At 65.7% G+C, this 18,039-nt stretch carries 12 protein-coding genes; all 12 read right to left on the reverse strand.

Going from position 1 to position 18,039, the window contains the following annotated elements; genetic code table 11:
* Positions 1 to 53: 53 nt before the first annotated feature.
* On the reverse strand, positions 54 to 2,468 hold the full coding sequence (gene gyrB, locus VFB33_04285; GenBank protein ID HZO80892.1) for a DNA topoisomerase (ATP-hydrolyzing) subunit B: 2,415 nt from the start codon (positions 2,466 to 2,468) through the stop codon (positions 54 to 56).
* Positions 2,469 to 2,839: 371 nt separating this feature from the next.
* A complete protein-coding gene (locus VFB33_04290) occupies positions 2,840 to 5,071 on the reverse strand; it encodes an adenylate/guanylate cyclase domain-containing protein (protein HZO80893.1) in 2,232 nt (743 codons plus the stop codon).
* 80 nt (positions 5,072 to 5,151) lie between these two features.
* On the reverse strand, positions 5,152 to 5,775 hold the full coding sequence (locus VFB33_04295) for a FecR family protein (protein ID HZO80894.1): 624 nt from the start codon (positions 5,773 to 5,775) through the stop codon (positions 5,152 to 5,154).
* 275 nt (positions 5,776 to 6,050) lie between these two features.
* On the reverse strand, positions 6,051 to 7,358 hold the full coding sequence (locus tag VFB33_04300) for a VWA domain-containing protein (GenBank protein ID HZO80895.1): 1,308 nt from the start codon (positions 7,356 to 7,358) through the stop codon (positions 6,051 to 6,053).
* Positions 7,359 to 7,391: 33 nt separating this feature from the next.
* Complete coding sequence (locus tag VFB33_04305; GenBank protein HZO80896.1) at positions 7,392 to 8,264, reverse strand: MoxR family ATPase; 873 nt, start codon at positions 8,262 to 8,264, stop codon at positions 7,392 to 7,394.
* 390 nt (positions 8,265 to 8,654) lie between these two features.
* Positions 8,655 to 10,994: a xanthine dehydrogenase family protein molybdopterin-binding subunit gene (locus VFB33_04310; GenBank protein HZO80897.1), complete on the reverse strand. Its 2,340-nt coding sequence runs from the start codon at positions 10,992 to 10,994 to the stop codon at positions 8,655 to 8,657.
* Positions 10,995 to 11,259: 265 nt separating this feature from the next.
* Entirely contained in the window at positions 11,260 to 11,532 is a 273-nt protein-coding gene (locus VFB33_04315; GenBank protein HZO80898.1) for a MoaD/ThiS family protein, read from the reverse strand.
* 46 nt (positions 11,533 to 11,578) lie between these two features.
* On the reverse strand, positions 11,579 to 13,873 hold the full coding sequence (locus tag VFB33_04320) for a xanthine dehydrogenase family protein molybdopterin-binding subunit (GenBank protein HZO80899.1): 2,295 nt from the start codon (positions 13,871 to 13,873) through the stop codon (positions 11,579 to 11,581).
* 59 nt (positions 13,874 to 13,932) lie between these two features.
* Positions 13,933 to 14,406 (reverse strand): (2Fe-2S)-binding protein, encoded by a 474-nt coding sequence (locus VFB33_04325; protein ID HZO80900.1) that lies wholly within the window; start codon positions 14,404 to 14,406, stop codon positions 13,933 to 13,935.
* Positions 14,407 to 14,517: 111 nt separating this feature from the next.
* Positions 14,518 to 15,387, reverse strand: coding sequence for a xanthine dehydrogenase family protein subunit M (locus VFB33_04330; protein HZO80901.1), 870 nt, complete (start codon positions 15,385 to 15,387; stop codon positions 14,518 to 14,520).
* A 152-nt stretch (positions 15,388 to 15,539) separates the two neighbouring features.
* Entirely contained in the window at positions 15,540 to 16,661 is a 1,122-nt protein-coding gene (locus tag VFB33_04335; GenBank protein HZO80902.1) for a phosphotransferase family protein, read from the reverse strand.
* A gap of 39 nt (positions 16,662 to 16,700) precedes the next feature.
* Complete coding sequence (locus VFB33_04340) at positions 16,701 to 17,900, reverse strand: acyl-CoA dehydrogenase family protein (protein ID HZO80903.1); 1,200 nt, start codon at positions 17,898 to 17,900, stop codon at positions 16,701 to 16,703.
* Positions 17,901 to 18,039: the final 139 nt, after the last annotated feature.

An 18,039-nucleotide genomic window follows, 5' to 3' on the forward strand; every position in this document is an offset into this window, starting at 1 on the left:
CGCACGCCATCCAAGATTTTCCCTTGGACGGGGAGAGGAGACAGAGTTGGCGGTCAAATGTCGAGGTTGCGGACGTTGAGCGCGTTCTCCTCGATGAACTGGCGGCGCGGCTCGACCTGATCGCCCATCAGCTTCTGGAACATCTCCTCGGCCTCTTCCTGCGAGCCGATCTGCACACGCAGCATCGTGCGCGTCTCCGGATTAATCGTGGTTTCCCACAACTGCTCCGGATTCATCTCACCCAGCCCCTTGTAGCGCTGGATTTCGACCCCCTTCTGGCCCGCCTGGAGAACCGCGTCGGCCACCGCCTTGAGCGAATCGACCGTGCGCTCCTCATCCCCGCTCCTGAGCTTGTAAGGCGGCTGGGTGGCTTCGAGATCGGCGTTGAGGCGGCGAATCTCGCGCAGCTCGCCCGAGCGCATCAGCGCGACGTCGATCACGGTGGGCGCGGTAGCGCCGTTCTTTGCATGGCTCAGGATCGCCTTGAAGTTGCCGTCGTGGTCGGGCTCGACGCGGTGAATCAGGTTTAGCGCCCTGAGCTCGGCGACGATCGCCCGCGCGAGCTTGTCGAGCTGATCACGGTCGCGGAAGACGTCGTCGCCGGCGCGCTTGTCGGCGGCAAGCCGCGCGAGCGCTTCGACCACCGCGCGCTCCTTGGAGCGGCGCGCGAGCCCTTCGTACATCCGCTCGCGCGCGAGCGCTTTGCGCACCAGCGTCTTGAGCGGCGCGCCGCGCAGCTCGCGCGCCTCCTTGCCCTTGCCGGTCTGGAGCGTGAGCGCCTCGGCGCCGAGGTCGGTCAGATAGTCCTCGAGCGCGGCCTCGTCCTTGAGATAGCGCTCCTGCTTGCCCTTTTTGGCGCGGAACAGCGGCGGCTGCGCGATATAGAGGTAGCCGCCCTCTATGATCTCCAGGAACTGGCGGAAGAAGAGGGTGAGCAGCAGGGTGCGGATGTGCGAGCCGTCAACGTCGGCGTCGGTCATGATCACGATCGTGTGATAGCGCAGCTTCGAGACGTCCTTCTCGTCCGCCACGCCCATCCCGAGCGCAGTGATCAGCGTGCGCAACTCGGCCGAGGAGAGCATCTTGTCGATGCGCGCGCGCTCGACGTTGAGGATCTTGCCGCGCAACGGCAGGATCGCCTGGGTGCGGCGGTCACGCCCCTGCTTGGCCGAGCCGCCGGCCGAGTCGCCCTCGACGATAAACAGCTCGCTGCGCGCGGGGTCGCGCTCCTGGCAGTCGGCGAGCTTGCCCGGCAACGAACCCGAGTCGAGCGCGCCCTTGCGCCGCACGAGATCCTTGGCCTTGCGCGCGGCTTCGCGCGCGGTAGCGGCCTCGATTGCGCGGTTTACGACTTTGCGTGCGTCGGAAGGATTCTCTTCGAGATACTCGCCAAGCTTCTCGTTGACCAGCGCGGCGACCAGCCCCTCGACCTCCGAGTTGCCCAGCTTGGTCTTGGTCTGGCCCTCGAACTGCGGTTCGGGCAGTTTGACGCTGATCACGGCGACCAGTCCCTCGCGGGTATCGTCGCCCTCCAGGCGCATCTCCTTGTTTTTGAACAGGTTGTTCTTCTGCGCGTAGAAGTTGATCGTGCGGGTGAGCGCAGACTTGAGTCCCGAGAGATGGGTGCCGCCCTCGATGGTGTGGATGTTATTGGCGTAACTGAAGATGACTTCGTGATAGGCGTCGGTCCATTGGAGCGCGACCTCGATATCGACGCCCTCGCGCACGCCCTTGAAGAAGACTACGTCGTTGAGCGCTTCGTTGCCGGCGGTCAGCGACTCGACGAACTCGGCGATCCCGCCCTCGTAATGGAATTCCTCGGCCTTGCCGGTGCGCTCGTCGCGCAGGCGAATTTTGAGCCCGGCGTTGAGGTAGGCCATGTCGCGCAGGTAGCGCGCGACGATCTCGTACTTGAATTTGACCTCGGGAAAGATCTTAGGGTCGGGCGAAAAAGTGGTCTTGGTTCCGGTCAGTTTGGTCGCGCCGCGCTCTTCGACTTTGGCCTTCGGCACGCCGCGCTCGTAGCTCTGGTAGTAGATTTTGCCGTTCTTGCGGACTTCGACCTCGAACTCCTCACTGAGCGCGTTGACCACCGAAGCGCCGACGCCGTGCAGGCCGCCCGAAACCTTGTACACGCCGCGGTCGAACTTTCCGCCCGCGTGCAGCACAGTGTGCACGACTTCGAGCGCCGAGCGCTTTTCGGTCGGATGCATATCGACCGGGATGCCGCGGCCGTTGTCCTCGACTGATATCTGGTTGTCGCTCAGAATGACGACGTTGATCTCAGTGCAGAAGCCGGCCAACGCTTCGTCCACCGAGTTGTCGACGATTTCGTTGACCAGATGATGGAGTCCGCGCTCGCCGGTGTCGCCGATGTACATTCCGGGGCGCTTGCGTACCGCTTCGAGTCCTTCGAGCACGCGGATCGATGCGGCGCCATAGCTGTCCTGCGCTGGTTTGTTCGCCATAAAAAGGGAGCGAGCCCTCACGCGCCCGCAACGGCCGATCCTTACGCTCGTTGACCCGCCTCGAACGCGGTGGCGGGCCCGCGAGAATGCCGCTTACCGATGCGCGTCGATACAATATTTTAGCCCTCAACCGGCTTCAAGTAAAGAAAATTGACCGTATTTCGAGTAGTTGCGGGTCAAAAATCGAACGTTGGTTTGAAAATGCTCGGATGAAGAATAAATCCAAGCTTTGGCGCCTCTAATTGACCGTCGTGGCCAGTCGGTCGTACGGCCGGATTAAGATGATGTTACCTGACTTTGATAGAATGTCGTATTATATGATAGAACAAGCCGGAAGATAGAGCTTCAGCGTCCCAAAACGTGCTCAGACACTACTTGGTTTCGAACTCAAAAACCATCTCGGTCGGCTGGCCGTCGACCGCTTCCTCTAGCTTTTCCAGGTAGAGGTTTACCAGCGCATCGTCGGGTGCCTCGCGGTTGAGCGCGCGCAGGGTGGCGACTGCGGCCGAGGCGTTGCCGTTGCGCACGTGTTCGAGCGCTTGGTTGAAGCGCTGGTAGAAAGAGGCGTCGATTCCGTTGCCGGCGCGCCCGGCAACGTCGACGATCGGGACGAGCTGTTCCTTGCCCTTGACCTTAACCAGGCCGACCTCGCGCCCGCAGTAGTTGCTGTCGGCCTCGAGCACAGTCTGACGGTTGACCAGCAAATGGACCCCGAAGTGGCGGGTCAGACCCTCAAGGCGCGCAGCGAGGTTGACCGTGTCGCCTACTGCCGAGTAGTCAAAACGCTGCTCGCTTCCGAGGTTGCCCACGATCGCCTCGCCGGTGGCGACTCCGATGCCGATATCGACGTCGGCGAAGCGCTCATCGGTCCTGCGCAGGCGCGCCAGCCCTTCGAGCATGCTGAGCGCGCAGTCGATCGCCGCGCGGGCCGGATTGGCGATGGCCTTGGGGGCGCCCCAGAACGCCATAATCCCGTCACCCATCAGCTTGTCGACCACACCCTGCGACTCGAAGATGATCCGCGTCATCTCGGTCATGTAGCTGTTAAGCAGGGCGACCAGGCGCTCCGGTTCGTAGCGCTCGGCGCGCGCGGTGAAGTTGACGATGTCGGCGAACAGGATGGCGAGGTGGCGCCGCTCGCCGCCTAGCCGCAAGCCGGCGGGATCGTCAACCACCGAGGCGACCACGTCGGGATTGAGGTAGTGCTCGAGCGCGTTGCGCACGTATTTCTTGGCCCTGCCTTCGGTGATGTATAGGTAAGTGGCCTGGAAAACGTAGGTCAGCGAAGAGGCCGCCAGCGGCATCACCACGTTGATCAAGATTCCCGCCCTAGTCAGGCAGTACTGAGCGTAGCCGACGAAACCGATCATCACCCACAGCCAGATTGCCGCCGACGACAGCGGTGAGAGGTAGGCCACGGTCAGACTGATCGCGAGGACCATGATCGCCGCCGCCACCTCCTCCTCGGCGGCGTCGGTCAGGCGCGAGCGCTGGACGAAATCGCCACGCAATACGTTGTCGATCGCGTTGGCGTGAACCTCGACCCCCGGGAAGTCGGCACCCACCGGTGTGACCACGCGGTCGCCCAGCGCATGCGCGGTCATTCCCACGAGCACCAGCTTGCCGGCCAGCGCGGCCGGCGGCACGCGGCGGGCGATAATGTCGGAAACCGAGTAGGTCGCAAACGTGCCCGGCGGCCCCCGGAAGTCCACAATCATTCCCCCGATCTCGTCCACCGGGATCCGCTCGGAGCCGACCGCGACCTGCTGGATACCGTCAGGCCCAACCGCGAGACTGAGCGGCGCGTTGTTGCGATAGGCCGCGACCAGCGCCAGGTACAGCGGAACGCAATAGCGCTTGCCGAAACGGATGACCGTCAGCTCGGAGCGCATCACACCGTCCGCATCCGCGCCGATATCGACGTAGCCTATCCCGCGCACGGCGCGGTTGAGAATAGGCACTGGCGGCAAATAGGCATGCGCGCTCATCAGCGCCCGCGAGGCGCCGGGCAATTCGCGCACCAGCCCGTAGGCAAGCGGCGGCGGATCAAGTGGGACCGTTTTGTAACCCGTAGTGACCGGCGCCGGCGGGGAGCCGTCGTCTACCTGGTGACTCTGGAAGGCGTAGGCGATGTAGGTCGCTCCCTGATGCCGGATCGCTTCGGCGAAGGCCGCATCATTGCCCGCGCCAAGCGTCTCCTCGACGGCGCGACGCGCGGCTCCCATCGTCTTGAGGCGCGCCAAAATCCGCTCTGCCTGTGCGTCGTCCTCGTCGCGCTCGCTGAACAGGACGTCGTAGCCGACAACGGCGGCCTTGTACTCAGCCAGCGCCTGATTCAGCCGCGCCTCCATGCTGCGCGGCCATGGCCAGTGGCCAAGGTCGGCGATGCTCTTGTCGTCGATGGCGGCGATCACGACCGCACCGGTCGGGCGCGGGCGCTCGATCATATACATTCTAAGGTCGGCCGCTTTCAGTTCGGCCAGTTCGAAGAGCGCCGGATGGTGGGCGTTGAAGAGAAAAAACGCGATCAGAACGGCCAGCCCGATGAGCAGCGGGACCCATGCCTGCCGGCGGCGTCTGTTGACGGTCTGCCTGGTGGCCATCGCGCGACGCCCCAGAGCTTAGCGCGCGGCGCGCCGAACAACCATCGGGGCCGACGCAAAGACGATAGGAGCGCTTCGGCCTACCTAACAGAGGTGCCTGGGCTTCGGGGTCCCCCGCTGCTGAAGGCGCCGCCTGCGGCGAGGCCGCCCAGCGTGCCGGCGCCAACGAACGCGCCGCCTAGAAGCAGGCTGGCAGTTCCGGGTCCGCCGAACGCCGCTGCCGCAGCCGCCGCAAGCTCGCTGGGCGGCTCGGGAGGGTAGCCGCAGGGAACCAGCGTCTTGTAGCCCGCCGGCACCTGAACCGAGCCCGCCGACGGATTGGTCGAATTCACCACCTCGACCGTGCCTTCATACACCGAAACCTGGGTAAAGCGGCGGCAATCCTTGTACTCCTTGCGCTCGCTGGTGTCGGTCTCGGTGTCGTATTGGGTCCCGCGCGCTGAGGCGACGGCGTTGGGGGTATGCACCTCGAAATTGGGCGTGGGAGCGGCCGTGTACGAGACAAACGACCGGACCAGCCCCGAAAACAGGCTCAGCTTGGTGTTGCGGGTGCCCGGAGCGACCATTTCCTGGTCGATGACCAGCGTGGTCGATTCGGCGACCTCGAGTTTGCTGTTGTCGATAAGGGTCACGCTGGCGCGGCCGTTGCTGGCGGTCACGATGCGGTCGCCGACATTCAGTCCCATCCCCTGGGTCGCGCTCAAGGTCGAGCCGGTGCGCTCGACATGGACGTCTCCGCTAAGCGCACTCAGTATGCCGGCCGCGGTTTGAGCGTGCGCGGGAGGCGCGCAAGGGCCGGTCAGGCTGGCTAATGCAGCTATAATTAGCAATAATATGAATGTATTACGCATAAAAGGATATTTAAAAGCCAGCCCTCGGCATCTTTATCGTTTGGCGCCGTTAGAGTCAAACGACGCTGCACAAAAAAAACCGTCCTTTCGACGGTTTAAAAAAATAATCCGGAAGGAATTGCGGGCGTTCAGGCCGCCCTGACGAACGAGCGCTCGAGCGCGCTTTCGAGCTCGTTTAGGTTGCCGCACTCATAGAGTCCGTCGACTTCGCGCGCATACTGAAAAATCGCGCTGTCGCCCGTACCCCAGCGCTGACGCGGCTCGGGATTGAGCCAGATCACGGCGCGGCAATGGCGGCGTAGGTCGCGCAGGAGGTCGGCGCGCGAGGGCCGGCGGTTGTTGCGTCCGTCGCCTAGGATCACGACCAGGGTGGCTCGGCCTATAAGCTCCGCACGTCGCTCCCATACCTCGGCCAGCACCCGTCCGAAGTCCGAACGCGCATACATGTCAAGCGGCTCGGTAGCCACGTGGCCGCCCGCGAACTCAGCCTCGGCGAGGCGGTCGATAAAGACAAAACTACGCACGCGACGAAATGACCGGCACGCGCCGGCGACCAGTTCCAGCATCAGGTTGGAGCAGTAGCGCACCGAACCCGAGACGTCGGCGAGAATCAGAAGATCGACGTGGCGCGGCCGGCGCGCACGCATCCGCAAATCGACCAGGGCGCCGCCCCGCTGAAGTGACGCGCGGATGGTGCGGCGAAAGTCGATTCGCCCACGGCGCGCGGCGTGCAGCCGGCGTCCAAAACGGACACGCAGGCGGCGCGCCAGGGGCGCGAGCGCTTCGCGGGCCGCTTCATATTCAAGGTCGGTGTAGGCAGCAAAGGGCGTCCGGCGCGCCTTGCGCAGCGCAGCTTGACGGCGCGTGTCAAGGCCAGACTGCTCGGGATCAACGTACTCGGCTTGCGCGCCGAGAGAGCGGGTGGCGGCCTGTACAGCGCCACCCGCCCCCGCACGCTGCTCCTCGCCGGCGGCAGGTCGGAGTATGCCGCGCGCCGCCGCAGCCGATGGCGTCTCGGTGGCGGTCGGCGCGTGCGCCCGCGCCGACCGCGCGGACTGCGGACCGGGCACGCCCGCTGGCGCGCCGCTTGCCGCTTTGGGTTGCGCGCGCTCGGCGCGCGCGCGACCCAAAGCGCCTTCGTCCCCGCGTCCGCCGCCGGCGCCCGCGGTCCGGTGATGGCCCCCTGGGCGGCCCTCGTAGCGGGCAGCCCTGGCGCCAGAGCCAAAGAATCGTGCGAAGACCTGGTCGAACGCCGCACGATCCGCTTCGTCCTTGACCAGCGCGGCGGCCAGCGCCTCGCGCAGGCGCGTGCGCTCGGCGAAGCCCGCCACGGCAACGGCGCGCATCGCATCAAGGGCCTCGGCCACTGAGACCGGAATTTCCGCCGCGCGCAGCTCGCTGACGAGGCGCAGCAGTTCGTCGCTCAGACGGGTCATCAGGGCTCCGCGTTGCTCAACCGCGTTCCGATCTCAGCGCGGACGCGCCGCGAGCGCACTCGCTTTTGCTTCGACGCGGGCGCGGTCGTCCTCATGTTTGAGCAGGACGCCGAGCGCGCCGCGGATTGCGGCTGCGTCGAGTTCGGTGACGCCGAGGCGCAGCAGCGCGCGCGACCAGTCTAGGGTCTCGGCAATCGACGGCGGCTTCTTCAGTCCGAGCTTGCGCAGCGCGTTGACGAAGCGCGCCGCTTCGGCGGCGAGATGGGCGTCGAGCCCGGGGACCTTAAGCTCGATTATGCGGCGTTCCTGTTCAATTCCGGGAAAGTCGATGAACAAATGAAGGCAGCGCCGCCGTAATGCCTCCGAGAGCTCGCGCGCGCGGTTGGAGGTGAGCACGACCACCGGACGCTCGTGGGCGCGGATGGTTCCAAGCTCGGGTACGCTTAGCTGGAAATCTGAGAGCAGCTCGAGCAGGAAGGCTTCGAACTCCTCGTCGGCCTTGTCGATCTCGTCGATCAGCAACACGACGCGGCGAGGCGAGGAGATCGCTCGCAGCAGTGGGCGCTCGAGCAGGTACTCGCGCGAGAACAGATGCTCGGAGACCTCCTCCCATCGCAAGCCCTGGTGCTCGTCAGCTTGCAGGCGCAGGAGCTGCTTCTGGTAGTTCCACTCGTACAGCGCGCGGGCTTCGTCGAGGCCCTCGTAGCATTGCAGCCGAATCAGCTCCGTGCCCAGCATCTCGGCGAGCACCTTGGCGACCTCGGTTTTGCCGGAGCCCGCCGGGCCCTCGATCAACAGCGGCTTCTCCAGCGCGAGCGCGAGGAACACTGCGGTTTCGACGCGCTCGTTGGTCACGTAGCCCGCGCAGCGCAGGCCGTCGCTGACGAATTGCGGCGTCACATCCATCGCGGATCAGAATAGCAGGTGGCGTCGCCGATACGGCGCAGGTCCCGACCGACAAGGGCGCTTTGTTTGTAACCGGTCGGTCTCGTGTGCCGCGCCCCTCGATCAATAAGCGAGTCAAGCGTTGCGAAAAATATGAGGCCGAACGGCTTTCGCCGCCCGGCCTCCAGCCAACCGGGAAAAGGGGGGGCAAACCCCGGCCAGCGGCCTCATTGTACGCCTGCTTTGACTAGTTGCAATAGCTTCTATGATGAAATTGGGCGTAAAAGCTTCGACGGCGGGCTCTATGCTCGCCGCCGCCGCATGTCCTGGCAACGTATCCGCCCGACCGACGGGCGGGAGATCCCTCAAAGCTGTGCTATCCGTCAACTCGGGACGCGCGGCGCCCCGACTTCAGCTGGCCGCCGCCGACTGCACCTCCTCGGGCCGCCGGTGCGCCAGGATCGCCTTGAGCAGGCGCGGCGGTGAAATCGGCAGCTCCATCATCCGCACGCCGACCGCGCGGGCGATCGCATTTGCCACCGCCGCCATCGGCGGCACGATCGACACTTCACCCACGCCGCGCACGCCCAGCGGATGGTTCGGGTTGGGCACCTCGACGATGATCGCGTCGATCATCGGCAAGTCCAGACACGTTGGCATCCGGTAGTCCAGCAGGCCCGCGTTACGCAGGTTTCCGTTGCCGTCGTAAAAGTATTCTTCGTTCAGTGCCCATCCGATGCCCTGTGCGGTGCCACCTTGGATCTGGCCCTCGACGTAGGCCGGATGGAGCGCGCGGCCGGCATCCTGCGCGGTGGTGCAACGCAGGATTTTCACCTTGCCGGTGTCGGGGTCGACTTCAACGTCAACGCAGGTAACGGCGAATGCATTGCCGACCGCCCCCACCGCGCCGGCGTTGACCGTGGCGCGGCCAGCGATCGGGCCACCAGTGCGGGCCAGGCACGTCGCGATCTCCTTGACCGTCAGCGAGGGCACGCCGGTGCCGCGCGCGCTCAGCCGCCCGTTGCTGAACTCAACTTCATCGGGCTTCTTCTCCCACAACCGTGCCGCGCGCTCCTTGAGCTGACGCACGACGTCCTGCGCCGCCTCGTAAACCGCAAGCCCGGTGGCGAGCGCGATTCGGCTGCCGCCGGTCACGTCGGTATGGCCGATCGAGTCGGTGTCGGCGACGACCGGGCGCACGTCCTCGGCGCTCATGCCCAACACCTCCGCCGCAACCATCGCCATCGCCGCGCGCGTCCCGCCGATATCGACCGAGCCGGTGACCACGCTGAGCGTGCCGTCGGTATGGAGATTGACCGCGGCCGAGGATTGCAGGCCGCCGTTAAACCAGAAGCCGGCAGCGATGCCGCGTCCGCGGTTCGGGCCTTCCAGGCGCGAGCGGTAGTGTTCACTGTTTTTGATCGCCTGGCAGGTCTCGACGAAGCCGATGCGCTTGAAGGGCGGGCCAGCGGGTTGCGGCGTGCCCTCGTGCGAGGCGTTGAGGAGGCGGAACTCGATCGGATCGATTCCGCACTTAAGCGCCAGCTCGTCAACCAACGATTCGCAGGCGAAGGCGGAGCTGGGCGAACCGGGAGCGCGATAGGCCGCGACCTTAGGGCGGTTGACCACCACGTCGTAGGCGTCGATGAGCAGGTTGGGGATGTTGTACGGGGCCGAGCAGCACATCGCGCCGGGAGCGAACGGCGAGCCAGGGAAAGCGCCCGCCTCGTAGGCCATCCAGAACTGAGCGGCGGTGATCCTGCCGTCGCGCGTCGCGCCCATCCGCGCCTTTATCCAGGTGCCCGAGGTCGGCCCGGTCGCGCGCATCACCTCGGCCCGGTTCATCGTCATTTTTACCGGCCGCCCGGTTTTCTTCGAAAGCAGCACCGCGAGCGGTTCGAGATAGATCGTGGTCTTGCCGCCGAAGCCGCCGCCAATCTCGGCCGGCACCACGCGGATTCTGCCCTCGGAAATTTTGAGCAGCGTGGCCGTGAGCGTGCGGACGTTGAAGGTGCCCTGGGTCGAGCAATAGATCGTGATGTGGCCGTCGGAGTTGTAGATCGCCAGCGCGTTCTGCGGCTCGATGTAGCCCTGATGGACGGTTGAGGTGCGGAATTCGCGCTCGACGATATAGTCGGCACCGGCAAAGCCCGCCTCGAGGTCGCCGCGCTTGAACTGGATGTGGGCGGCGACGTTGGTGGGCGCGTCGGGACCTTCGGGCTGACCCGGGTCGCTGCGGCCGGCGATAAACCTGCTGCGCAGCTCAGGCAGCAGAACCGGCGCCTGCGGCTTCATCGCCGCCTCGGCTGTCATCACCGGCTCCAGCGGCTCGTAATCGACCTCGATAAGCCTGAGCGCCTCGTCGGCGACATGCGGGCTGGTGGCGGCGACGGCGGCGACCGCATGGCCGTCGTACATCACTTTGCCGCGCGCCATCACATTGAGCGACAGGTAATGCGTGTTGACGACGAGCTCGCCAAGCTGGGCGGTGGTGCCTGGGATATCAGGCAGGTCGGCGCCAGTAAGCACCGCCTTCACACCGAGCATCGCGAGCGCCTTCTCGGTGCGAATCGCTTTGATGCGCGCATGCGCGTAAGGGCTGCGCAGGACCTTGCCGTATAGCATCCCGGGAAACGAATAGTCGGCGCCGTACTTGGCGGCGCCGGTCACCTTTTCGACGCCGTCGTGCCGGATCGGACGGGTGCCGATCACCCGGAAGTGTTGCGAAGAGCCGTTCGTGGAACCTGCCATGATCGAACCTCGCACTTCGGGCCGCAGATCGTATCGGGCCGGAGATCACACGGGAACTTAGCATGCCCCGCCGCGCCCCGTCACGGGCGGGGAAGACCGCCCAAAGTCGGTCCGCAGGACTTCAGCCGATGCTCTTCACGTAGAGCCACGGATAGCTGCTGTGGGGTGAGCCTGCATGCCATTCGCGAGCCAGCTGTGGCTTCGTACGAATAGCGGGGCTCTCCTGCCGTGGGCAGGAGATGGCAGCGGAAGAGGCAGTCGCTGGCTAGCAACAGCGGCCGCCGCCGATCGCCGGAAGGAAATAGACCTCGCTGTTCTCGCGCACCCGGTCGAGCAGACCGCCCAAGCCCATCTCACCGTCCACCCACACGGCGATCGAAGCTTTCAACTCGCCTCCTTCGACAAGCTGGGCCTTGATGCCGGGGAATTGGCGTTCGAGGTCGTCGATGATCTGGCGGACGTTGGAGCCCTGCGCCGTGACACGCTCCTGGCCGCTGGTCAGCTTGCGCAGCAGCGCGGGAATAATCACCGTGGCCATAAAACAAAGGCCGGGCCCGCGCGGGCCCGGCCGTCCCTGACAATCCTCAGTCTGCGGCAGCTGCCGCCTGCGCCGCGCCTTCCTTGCTCATAATCGCCTTGCACACCCGCGCCGGCGACATCGGCAGCTCGGTCATCCTGACCCCCACCGCGCGCGCGATCGCGTTGGCCACTGCGGCCGGCGGCGGCACGATCGAAACCTCACCTACGCCGCGCACCCCGATCGGATGACCCGGAGTGGGAACCTCGACGATGCAGGTTTCGATGATCGGCAGATCGAGACAGGTCGGCATCCGGTAGTCGAGCAGGCCCGAGTTACGCAGGATGCCCTTATCGTCGTAGAAGTATTCTTCGTTGAGCGCCCAGCCGAGGCCCTGCACGGTGCCGCCCTGCATCTGGCCCTCGACATAGCTCGGATGGATCGCCTTGCCGGCGTCCTGGGCGATGGTGGCGCGAAGGATCTGCACTTTGCCGGTCTCAGGGTCGACCTCGACGTCGACGCAGGTGGTGGCGAAGGCGGGGCCGACGTTGCGCGCGTTGACCGTGGCGCGGCCCGTGATGGGTCCGCCGGTACGGGCCAGCCGGGGCGCGATCTCCTTGACCGTCATCGGCGGCACTCCGTTGCCGCGCGCACTCAGCCGGCCGAGATTGAAATCGACCTCCTCGGGCTTCTTTTCCCACAGCTTGGCCGCGCGCTCCTTGAGCTGGCGCACGGCGTCCTGGGCGGCTTCGTACACCGCGAGACCGGTGGCGAAGGCGGTGCGGCTGCCGCCGGTTACGTCGGTATGGCCGATCGAATCGGTGTCGGTGACCAGCGGGCGAACGTCGTTGACGTCGAGTCCGAGCACCTCGGCTGCGATCATCGCCATCGAAGCGCGCGTGCCGCCGATATCGACCGAGCCGATGACCACGCTGGCGGTGCCGTCGGTGTGGATATTGACCATCGCCGAGGACTGGAAGCCGACGTTGAACCAGAAGCCCGAGGCGACGCCGCGACCGCGGTTTTTGCCCTCCAGCTTGGACTTGTAGTGCGGGCTGTTCTTGATCGCCTCGACCGTCTCGATAAATCCGATGCGCTTGTACGGAGGCCCCGCGGTCTGCGGCGTGCCTTCCTTGGCGCCATTCATGATCCGTATGTCGCACGGGTCGATGCCGCACTTCTGCGCGAGCTCGTCGATTATCGTCTCCGAAGCGAACGCCGCGTTGGTCGCGCCCGGCGCGCGATAGGCCGCGGTCTTGGGCCGGTTAACGACCACGTCGTAAGCGTCGATCATCAGGTTGGGGATATTGTATGGCGCCACGATACACATCGCGCCCATCGGCACCGGCGAACCCGGAAACGCCCCCGCCTCGTACGCCATCCAGACCTCGGCGGCCACGATCTTGCCGTCCTTGGTCGCGCCCATCTTGCAGCGGATGGTGCCGCCGGAGGTCGGGCCGGACGCACGCAGCACCTCGGCGCGATTCATCGTCATCTTGACCGGATGGCCGGTCTTTTTGGAGAGCAGCACCGAGAGCGGTTCGAGGTAGATTGTGGTCTTGCCGCCGAAGCCGCCGCCGATCTCGGCCGGCACCACGCGGATCTTGCCCTCGGGCATCCCGAGCACGGCCGCGCTCAGCGAGCGCACGACGAAGCTGCCCTGGGTCGAGCAGTAGATGGTGGCATGGCCGTCGGCGTTGTAGATGCCGACCGCGTTGTGGGGCTCGATGTAGCCCTGATGGACCATCGCGGTCTTGAAGGTCCGCTCGATCACGTAGTCGGCCTGCTTGAAGCCTTCGGCCACGTCGCCGCGCTTGAACTGGAGATGGGCGGCGACGTTGGTCTGCTTGTCGGGCCCGTCTTCCTTGTTGCGCAGACTGGGCAGCAGGATCGTCGCGCCCGGCTTCATCGCGTCCTCCACCGTCATCACCGGCGGCAGGACTTCATAATCGACCTCAATAAGCCGCAGCGCCTCCTCGGCGATGTGCGGGCTGGTCGCGGCGACGGCGGCAACCGCGTGGCCGTCGTACAGGACCTTGCCGCGAGCCAGGATGTTGGAGCTCAGATGATGGAGATTGATCGGCAGCTCGCCCGCCGCCTCCATCCGGTCAGGCAGCTCGGGCAGGTCGGCCGAGGTCACCACCGCCTTGACTCCGGGCAGCGCCAGCGCCTTGTCCACCTTGATGGATTTGATGATGGCGTGCGCATGGGGGCTGCGCAGAACCTTGCCGTAGAGCATGCCGGGGAAGGCGTAATCCGCGCCGTATTTGGCCGCCCCAGTGACTTTTTCCACGCCGTCATGCCGGATCGGCCGCGTGCCGATAACCCGGAACTGCTGGCTTCCTTCTGTGGTCGCTGCCATGTTCGACTCTCCCTTTGCCAAGAAGTCTTTCAGAAGCGCCCGCCGCTCACAACCGCGGCTCAGCGCGCCGCCTTGGCCGCGTCAAGCACCGCGCGCACGATCTTGTCGTACCCGGTGCAGCGGCAGAGATTGCCGGCCAGCGCGTAGCGCACATCGGCCTCGGTCGGGTTGGGATTATGGTCGAGCAGCGCCTTGGCCGACATCAGCATCCCGGGCGTGCAGATGCCGCATTGCAGGCTGGCCTCCTCGAGAAACTTCTGCTGGAGCGGATGGAGCTGGACGCCGTTGGCCAGCCCCTCGACCGTATTGAGCTTGCGCCCCTGCGCTTCGACCCCGAGCATCAGGCACGAGCAGGTGGCGCGCCCGTCAACGATCACGGTGCAAGCGCCGCAGTCGCCGGTCAGGCATCCTTCCTTGCTCCCGGTCATCCCGAGCTCGTCGCGCAGCACTTCAAGCAGGCTCTGGCGCGGCTCGCACAGGAACTCGATTCGCTCACCGTTGAGCGTGGTTTCGACTACTTTCTTGTGATCCATCTTTGATTCTTCTGTTCTGCGATCGCGGATTCGGCCAGCGTCGCGGTTTGTCCTTCCCCTTGCGCCGTTGGGTGGGCGGCGGCGGTCCCCATTGCCGATCGCGGCTGCCGATTACGCCGCGCGCGCCCGCTCCGCCGCCTTGAGCAGCGTGCGGCGGGTCAGCACGCCGACCAGATGACGGCGGAACTCGGCGGTGCCGCGCATGTCGTCAATCGGCGTACTCTGTTCGGTGGCGAGCTTGGCCGCCCGTTCGATCGCCGCGTCGTCGAGCTTCTTGCCCACCAGCGACTCGGAGGCCTTGGCGGCGAACAGCGGCGTCGGCGCCACCGCGCCAAGCCCGATCCGGGCGGCGACGACCTTGTCGCCGTCGAGCTGCACGCACGAACCCACGCCGACCACCGCGATGTCCATCTCGTTGCGCGGGATGAAGCGCAGGTACGCGTCAGAACTGTGCGGCTTGGGCGGATCGATCAGCAGTTCGATCAGCAACTCGCCCGGCTGGAGCACGGTGCGCCCGGGCGCGGTGCAGAAATCTTCGACCTTAACCTCGCGCTCACCCCTGGGTCCGGCGATACGCGCTCGCGCGCCAAGTGCGATCAGCGCCGGCGTGGTGTCGGCGGCGGGCGAGCCGTTGCACAAGTTGCCGCCGACCGAGGCGCGGCTCTGGATCTGGAGCGACCCGATCAGGTGGGCGGCCTCGGTCAGCCCGGGATAGCGCTGACGCATCTCGGCGTTCTCGTAAATCTCGATCGCGGGGACCGCCGCGCCCAGGCGCAGTCCCTTTTTGGGGTCGAAGCTGATGTGGCGCAGGTCGGCGATATTCTTTACGTCGACGACGCACTCTGGCCGGCGCACGCCAGCGCGCAGCTGGATGATGAGGTCGGTGCCGCCGCACAACGGGCGCGCGCGCTCGCCGAGCTGGGCCAGCAGTTTGACCGCGTCCTGAACTGTGGTTGGAGCTTCGTAGTTGATCGCGTGCAAGAGTGCAAAACCTCCCGGCCGGGCAGGCGTCCGCCCGCCTTTTCGAATTCGTAATCTAGCCCAAAGGCCGGCCCAAATAACAACCCCGCACGCAGGCGGAGCCGACAGATGGGCGGGGCTCGCGGGCGCGGCTTTTGCGCGCCCCTTGCCGTTTACTCCCTAAAGCCGAATTTGGCAACGATCCGGGCCGCCTGCGCCGCCAGCACCGGCGCGTACTCGCCCATCGTGGCGAAGCGTGGATCGCTGGTTTGCCCGCGGACGTAGCGCACATAGATCTGCTCGACCACGGTGGCGGTTTTCCAGTTGGCCCACGCGCGATAGTAATCAGCCCAGGTCACGTCGCGCCCGGTGCGCCGCGCATAGCGCTCGACCAGCTCGTCGCGGCCGAGAAAGCCGGGCATTGTGGTGTGCGGATGGCCCTGGCTGAGCGCGATCAGCTCGGGCGGGTCGTCGGGCTGGCGCCAGTAGCCTAGCGCGGTGCCGAGGTCGATCATTGGGTCGCCCAGGGTGGACATCTCCCAGTCGAACACGCCCACCACGCGGCCTGATTCGCCCGCCGCAAACATTACGTTATGCAGGAAAAAGTCATTGTGCAGGAGCGACGGCTTCTGCGCTGGCGGCATGTTCTGCAGGAACCAGCCCCCCAGCTTGTTCATCAGAGGCACTTCGCGCGTCTTCGCCTTCTCCCACCGCCCCATCCATCCCGTAATCTGGCGCTGGAAGAAGCCCTCGGGGCGGCCGAGGCCGCCGAGGCCCACCTTCTGGTAATCGACCGAATGAAGGTCGCCGAGCGTGTCGATGAAGTTTTCGGACAGGCGGCGGAAGGTCTCGGGCTGGTTGCCGAGCTCGGGCGGCAGCGGCTGGCGGTTCTTGATCACCACGCCCTCGCGCCGCTCCATCACGAAGAACGGCGCGCCGATGACGGAGGCGTCCTCGATAAGCACGATCGCGCGTGGCGCCGCCGGGAAAGCCTCCCACAGACGCGACAGCACGCGGTACTCGCGCGCCATGTCGTGCGCCGAGGGCGGCAGCGGACCGAAAGGCGGCCGCCGCACGACCCATTGATGGCCGTCGGCGAAGCGCAGCAGGTAGGTCAGGTTCGAGCTGCCGCCACGGAACTGCTTGACCTCCATCGCGCTCTCGGCGCCGGGCACGCCGTGCTCGCGCAGACAGGCTTGGAGCCGGGGCCAATCGAGCTGCTCTTCCTCGCGCACCTCGCCGTACTCGGCAGCGAGATCGTCGATCGCCGGCTGTTGCGCGGTTTGCTCAGCCATATTTCCAATCCCGGGCGCTGGGTGAGCCGGTGCGCCGCGCTACTGCTTCCAGCGGCGTACCTCGCGCCGCGCGATCTGCATCCGATGGACCTCGTCGGGGCCGTCCACGATCCGCATCGCGCGGTTATCGCGCCAGAAGCGCGCGATCGGAGTGTCGTCGCTCACGCCCATCGCGCCGTGGACCTGGATCGCGCGGTCGAGCACGCGCATCACCATGTTGGCCGCCATCACCTTGATCTCAGCGATTTCCTGGCGCGCCTCGCGCTTGCCGACCGTGTCGATCTTCCACGCCGCGTGCATCACCATCAGCCGGGTCGCGTCGATCTCGATGCGCGAGTCGGCGATCCATTGCTGAACGTTGGCTTTGTCAGCGAGGAAGCTGCCATGGGTGAAACGCGTCGCCGCCCGCTTGCACATCAGCTCCAGCGCCCGCTCGGCGACGCCGATCATGCGCATGCAGTGATGGATGCGGCCAGGGCCCAGGCGGGCCTGGGCGATGGCGAAGCCGCCGCCCTCCTCGCCGAGCAGGTTGGTCACTGGCACGCGGCAGTCCTTATAGATGACCTCGCAATGGCCGCCGCCGCCGGTGTGTCCCATCACCGACACCGGGCGCACGATGTTAAAGCCCGGGGTGTCGGTGGGCACAATGATCTGGCTGGCGCGCCGATGGGGTTCGGTCTTGGGGTCCGTGACCACCATCGCGATCGCAAACGCGGAACCGATGGCGTTGGAAGTGAACCACTTGTGGCCGTTGATCACATAGTAGTCGCCCTCGCGCACCGCGCGGGTCGCAAGCTGCGTGGGGTCGGAGCCCGCAGTCTCAGGCTCGGTCATCGAGTAGCAGGTGCGCATCGTGCCCTCCAGACAGGGCTCCAGCCAGCGCTTTTTCTGCTCGGGAGTGCCGAAGTCGGCGAGGATCTCCATGTTGCCGGTGTCGGGCGCCATGCAGTTGAAGGCGCGCGAACCGATGAAGCTGCGGCCCATCAGCTCGGACAGCGGCGCATATTCGGAAACCTTCAGGCCCTTGCCGTAGTGCTCGTCGGGCATGAAGAGGTTCCACAGCCCCTCGGCCTTGGCCTTCTTGCGCACCTCCTTGAGAATCTCGGGCTCGGTGTGCTCCTTGCCGGGGACGTTCATTTCCTCTTCGACGCGCTTCTCGATCGGATAGACGTACTGATCCATGAAATCCGAGATGCGCTTGCGGTACTGCTCGACCTTGGGCGACAGCGTGAAATCCATCTAGCTCCTCGCGACGGGCGGATTTTGAGTGGCGCGCGGTGGCGCCTCCGCGGATGACCCGGCTTCAAGTCATAATCCAGGCGCAGGGCAGAATAAAGCGAAAGTGCCGCGCCTGCCCGAATTGCCTGACCGCCGCGCT

The organism is Candidatus Binataceae bacterium, from assembly GCA_035650475.1.
Taxonomy (GTDB): domain Bacteria; phylum Desulfobacterota; class Binatia; order Binatales; family Binataceae; genus JAKAVN01.

Bases quoted from the DNA above. Each gene is read 5' to 3' on its own strand.
- VFB33_04300 (HZO80895.1), bottom strand. From the start codon at position 7,358: ATGACCCGTCTGAGCGACGAACTGCTGCGCCTCGTCAGCGAGCTGCGC.
- VFB33_04320 (HZO80899.1), bottom strand. From the start codon at position 13,873: ATGGCAGCGACCACAGAAGGAAGCCAGCAGTTCCGGGTTATCGGCACG.
- VFB33_04315 (HZO80898.1), bottom strand. From the start codon at position 11,532: ATGGCCACGGTGATTATTCCCGCGCTGCTGCGCAAGCTGACCAGCGGC.
- VFB33_04325 (HZO80900.1), bottom strand. From the start codon at position 14,406: ATGGATCACAAGAAAGTAGTCGAAACCACGCTCAACGGTGAGCGAATC.
- VFB33_04310 (HZO80897.1), bottom strand. From the start codon at position 10,994: ATGGCAGGTTCCACGAACGGCTCTTCGCAACACTTCCGGGTGATCGGC.
- gyrB (HZO80892.1), bottom strand. From the start codon at position 2,468: ATGGCGAACAAACCAGCGCAGGACAGCTATGGCGCCGCATCGATCCGC.
- VFB33_04340 (HZO80903.1), bottom strand. From the start codon at position 17,900: ATGGATTTCACGCTGTCGCCCAAGGTCGAGCAGTACCGCAAGCGCATC.
- VFB33_04335 (HZO80902.1), bottom strand. From the start codon at position 16,661: ATGGCTGAGCAAACCGCGCAACAGCCGGCGATCGACGATCTCGCTGCC.
- VFB33_04305 (HZO80896.1), bottom strand. From the start codon at position 8,264: ATGGATGTGACGCCGCAATTCGTCAGCGACGGCCTGCGCTGCGCGGGC.
- VFB33_04290 (HZO80893.1), bottom strand. From the start codon at position 5,071: ATGGCCACCAGGCAGACCGTCAACAGACGCCGCCGGCAGGCATGGGTC.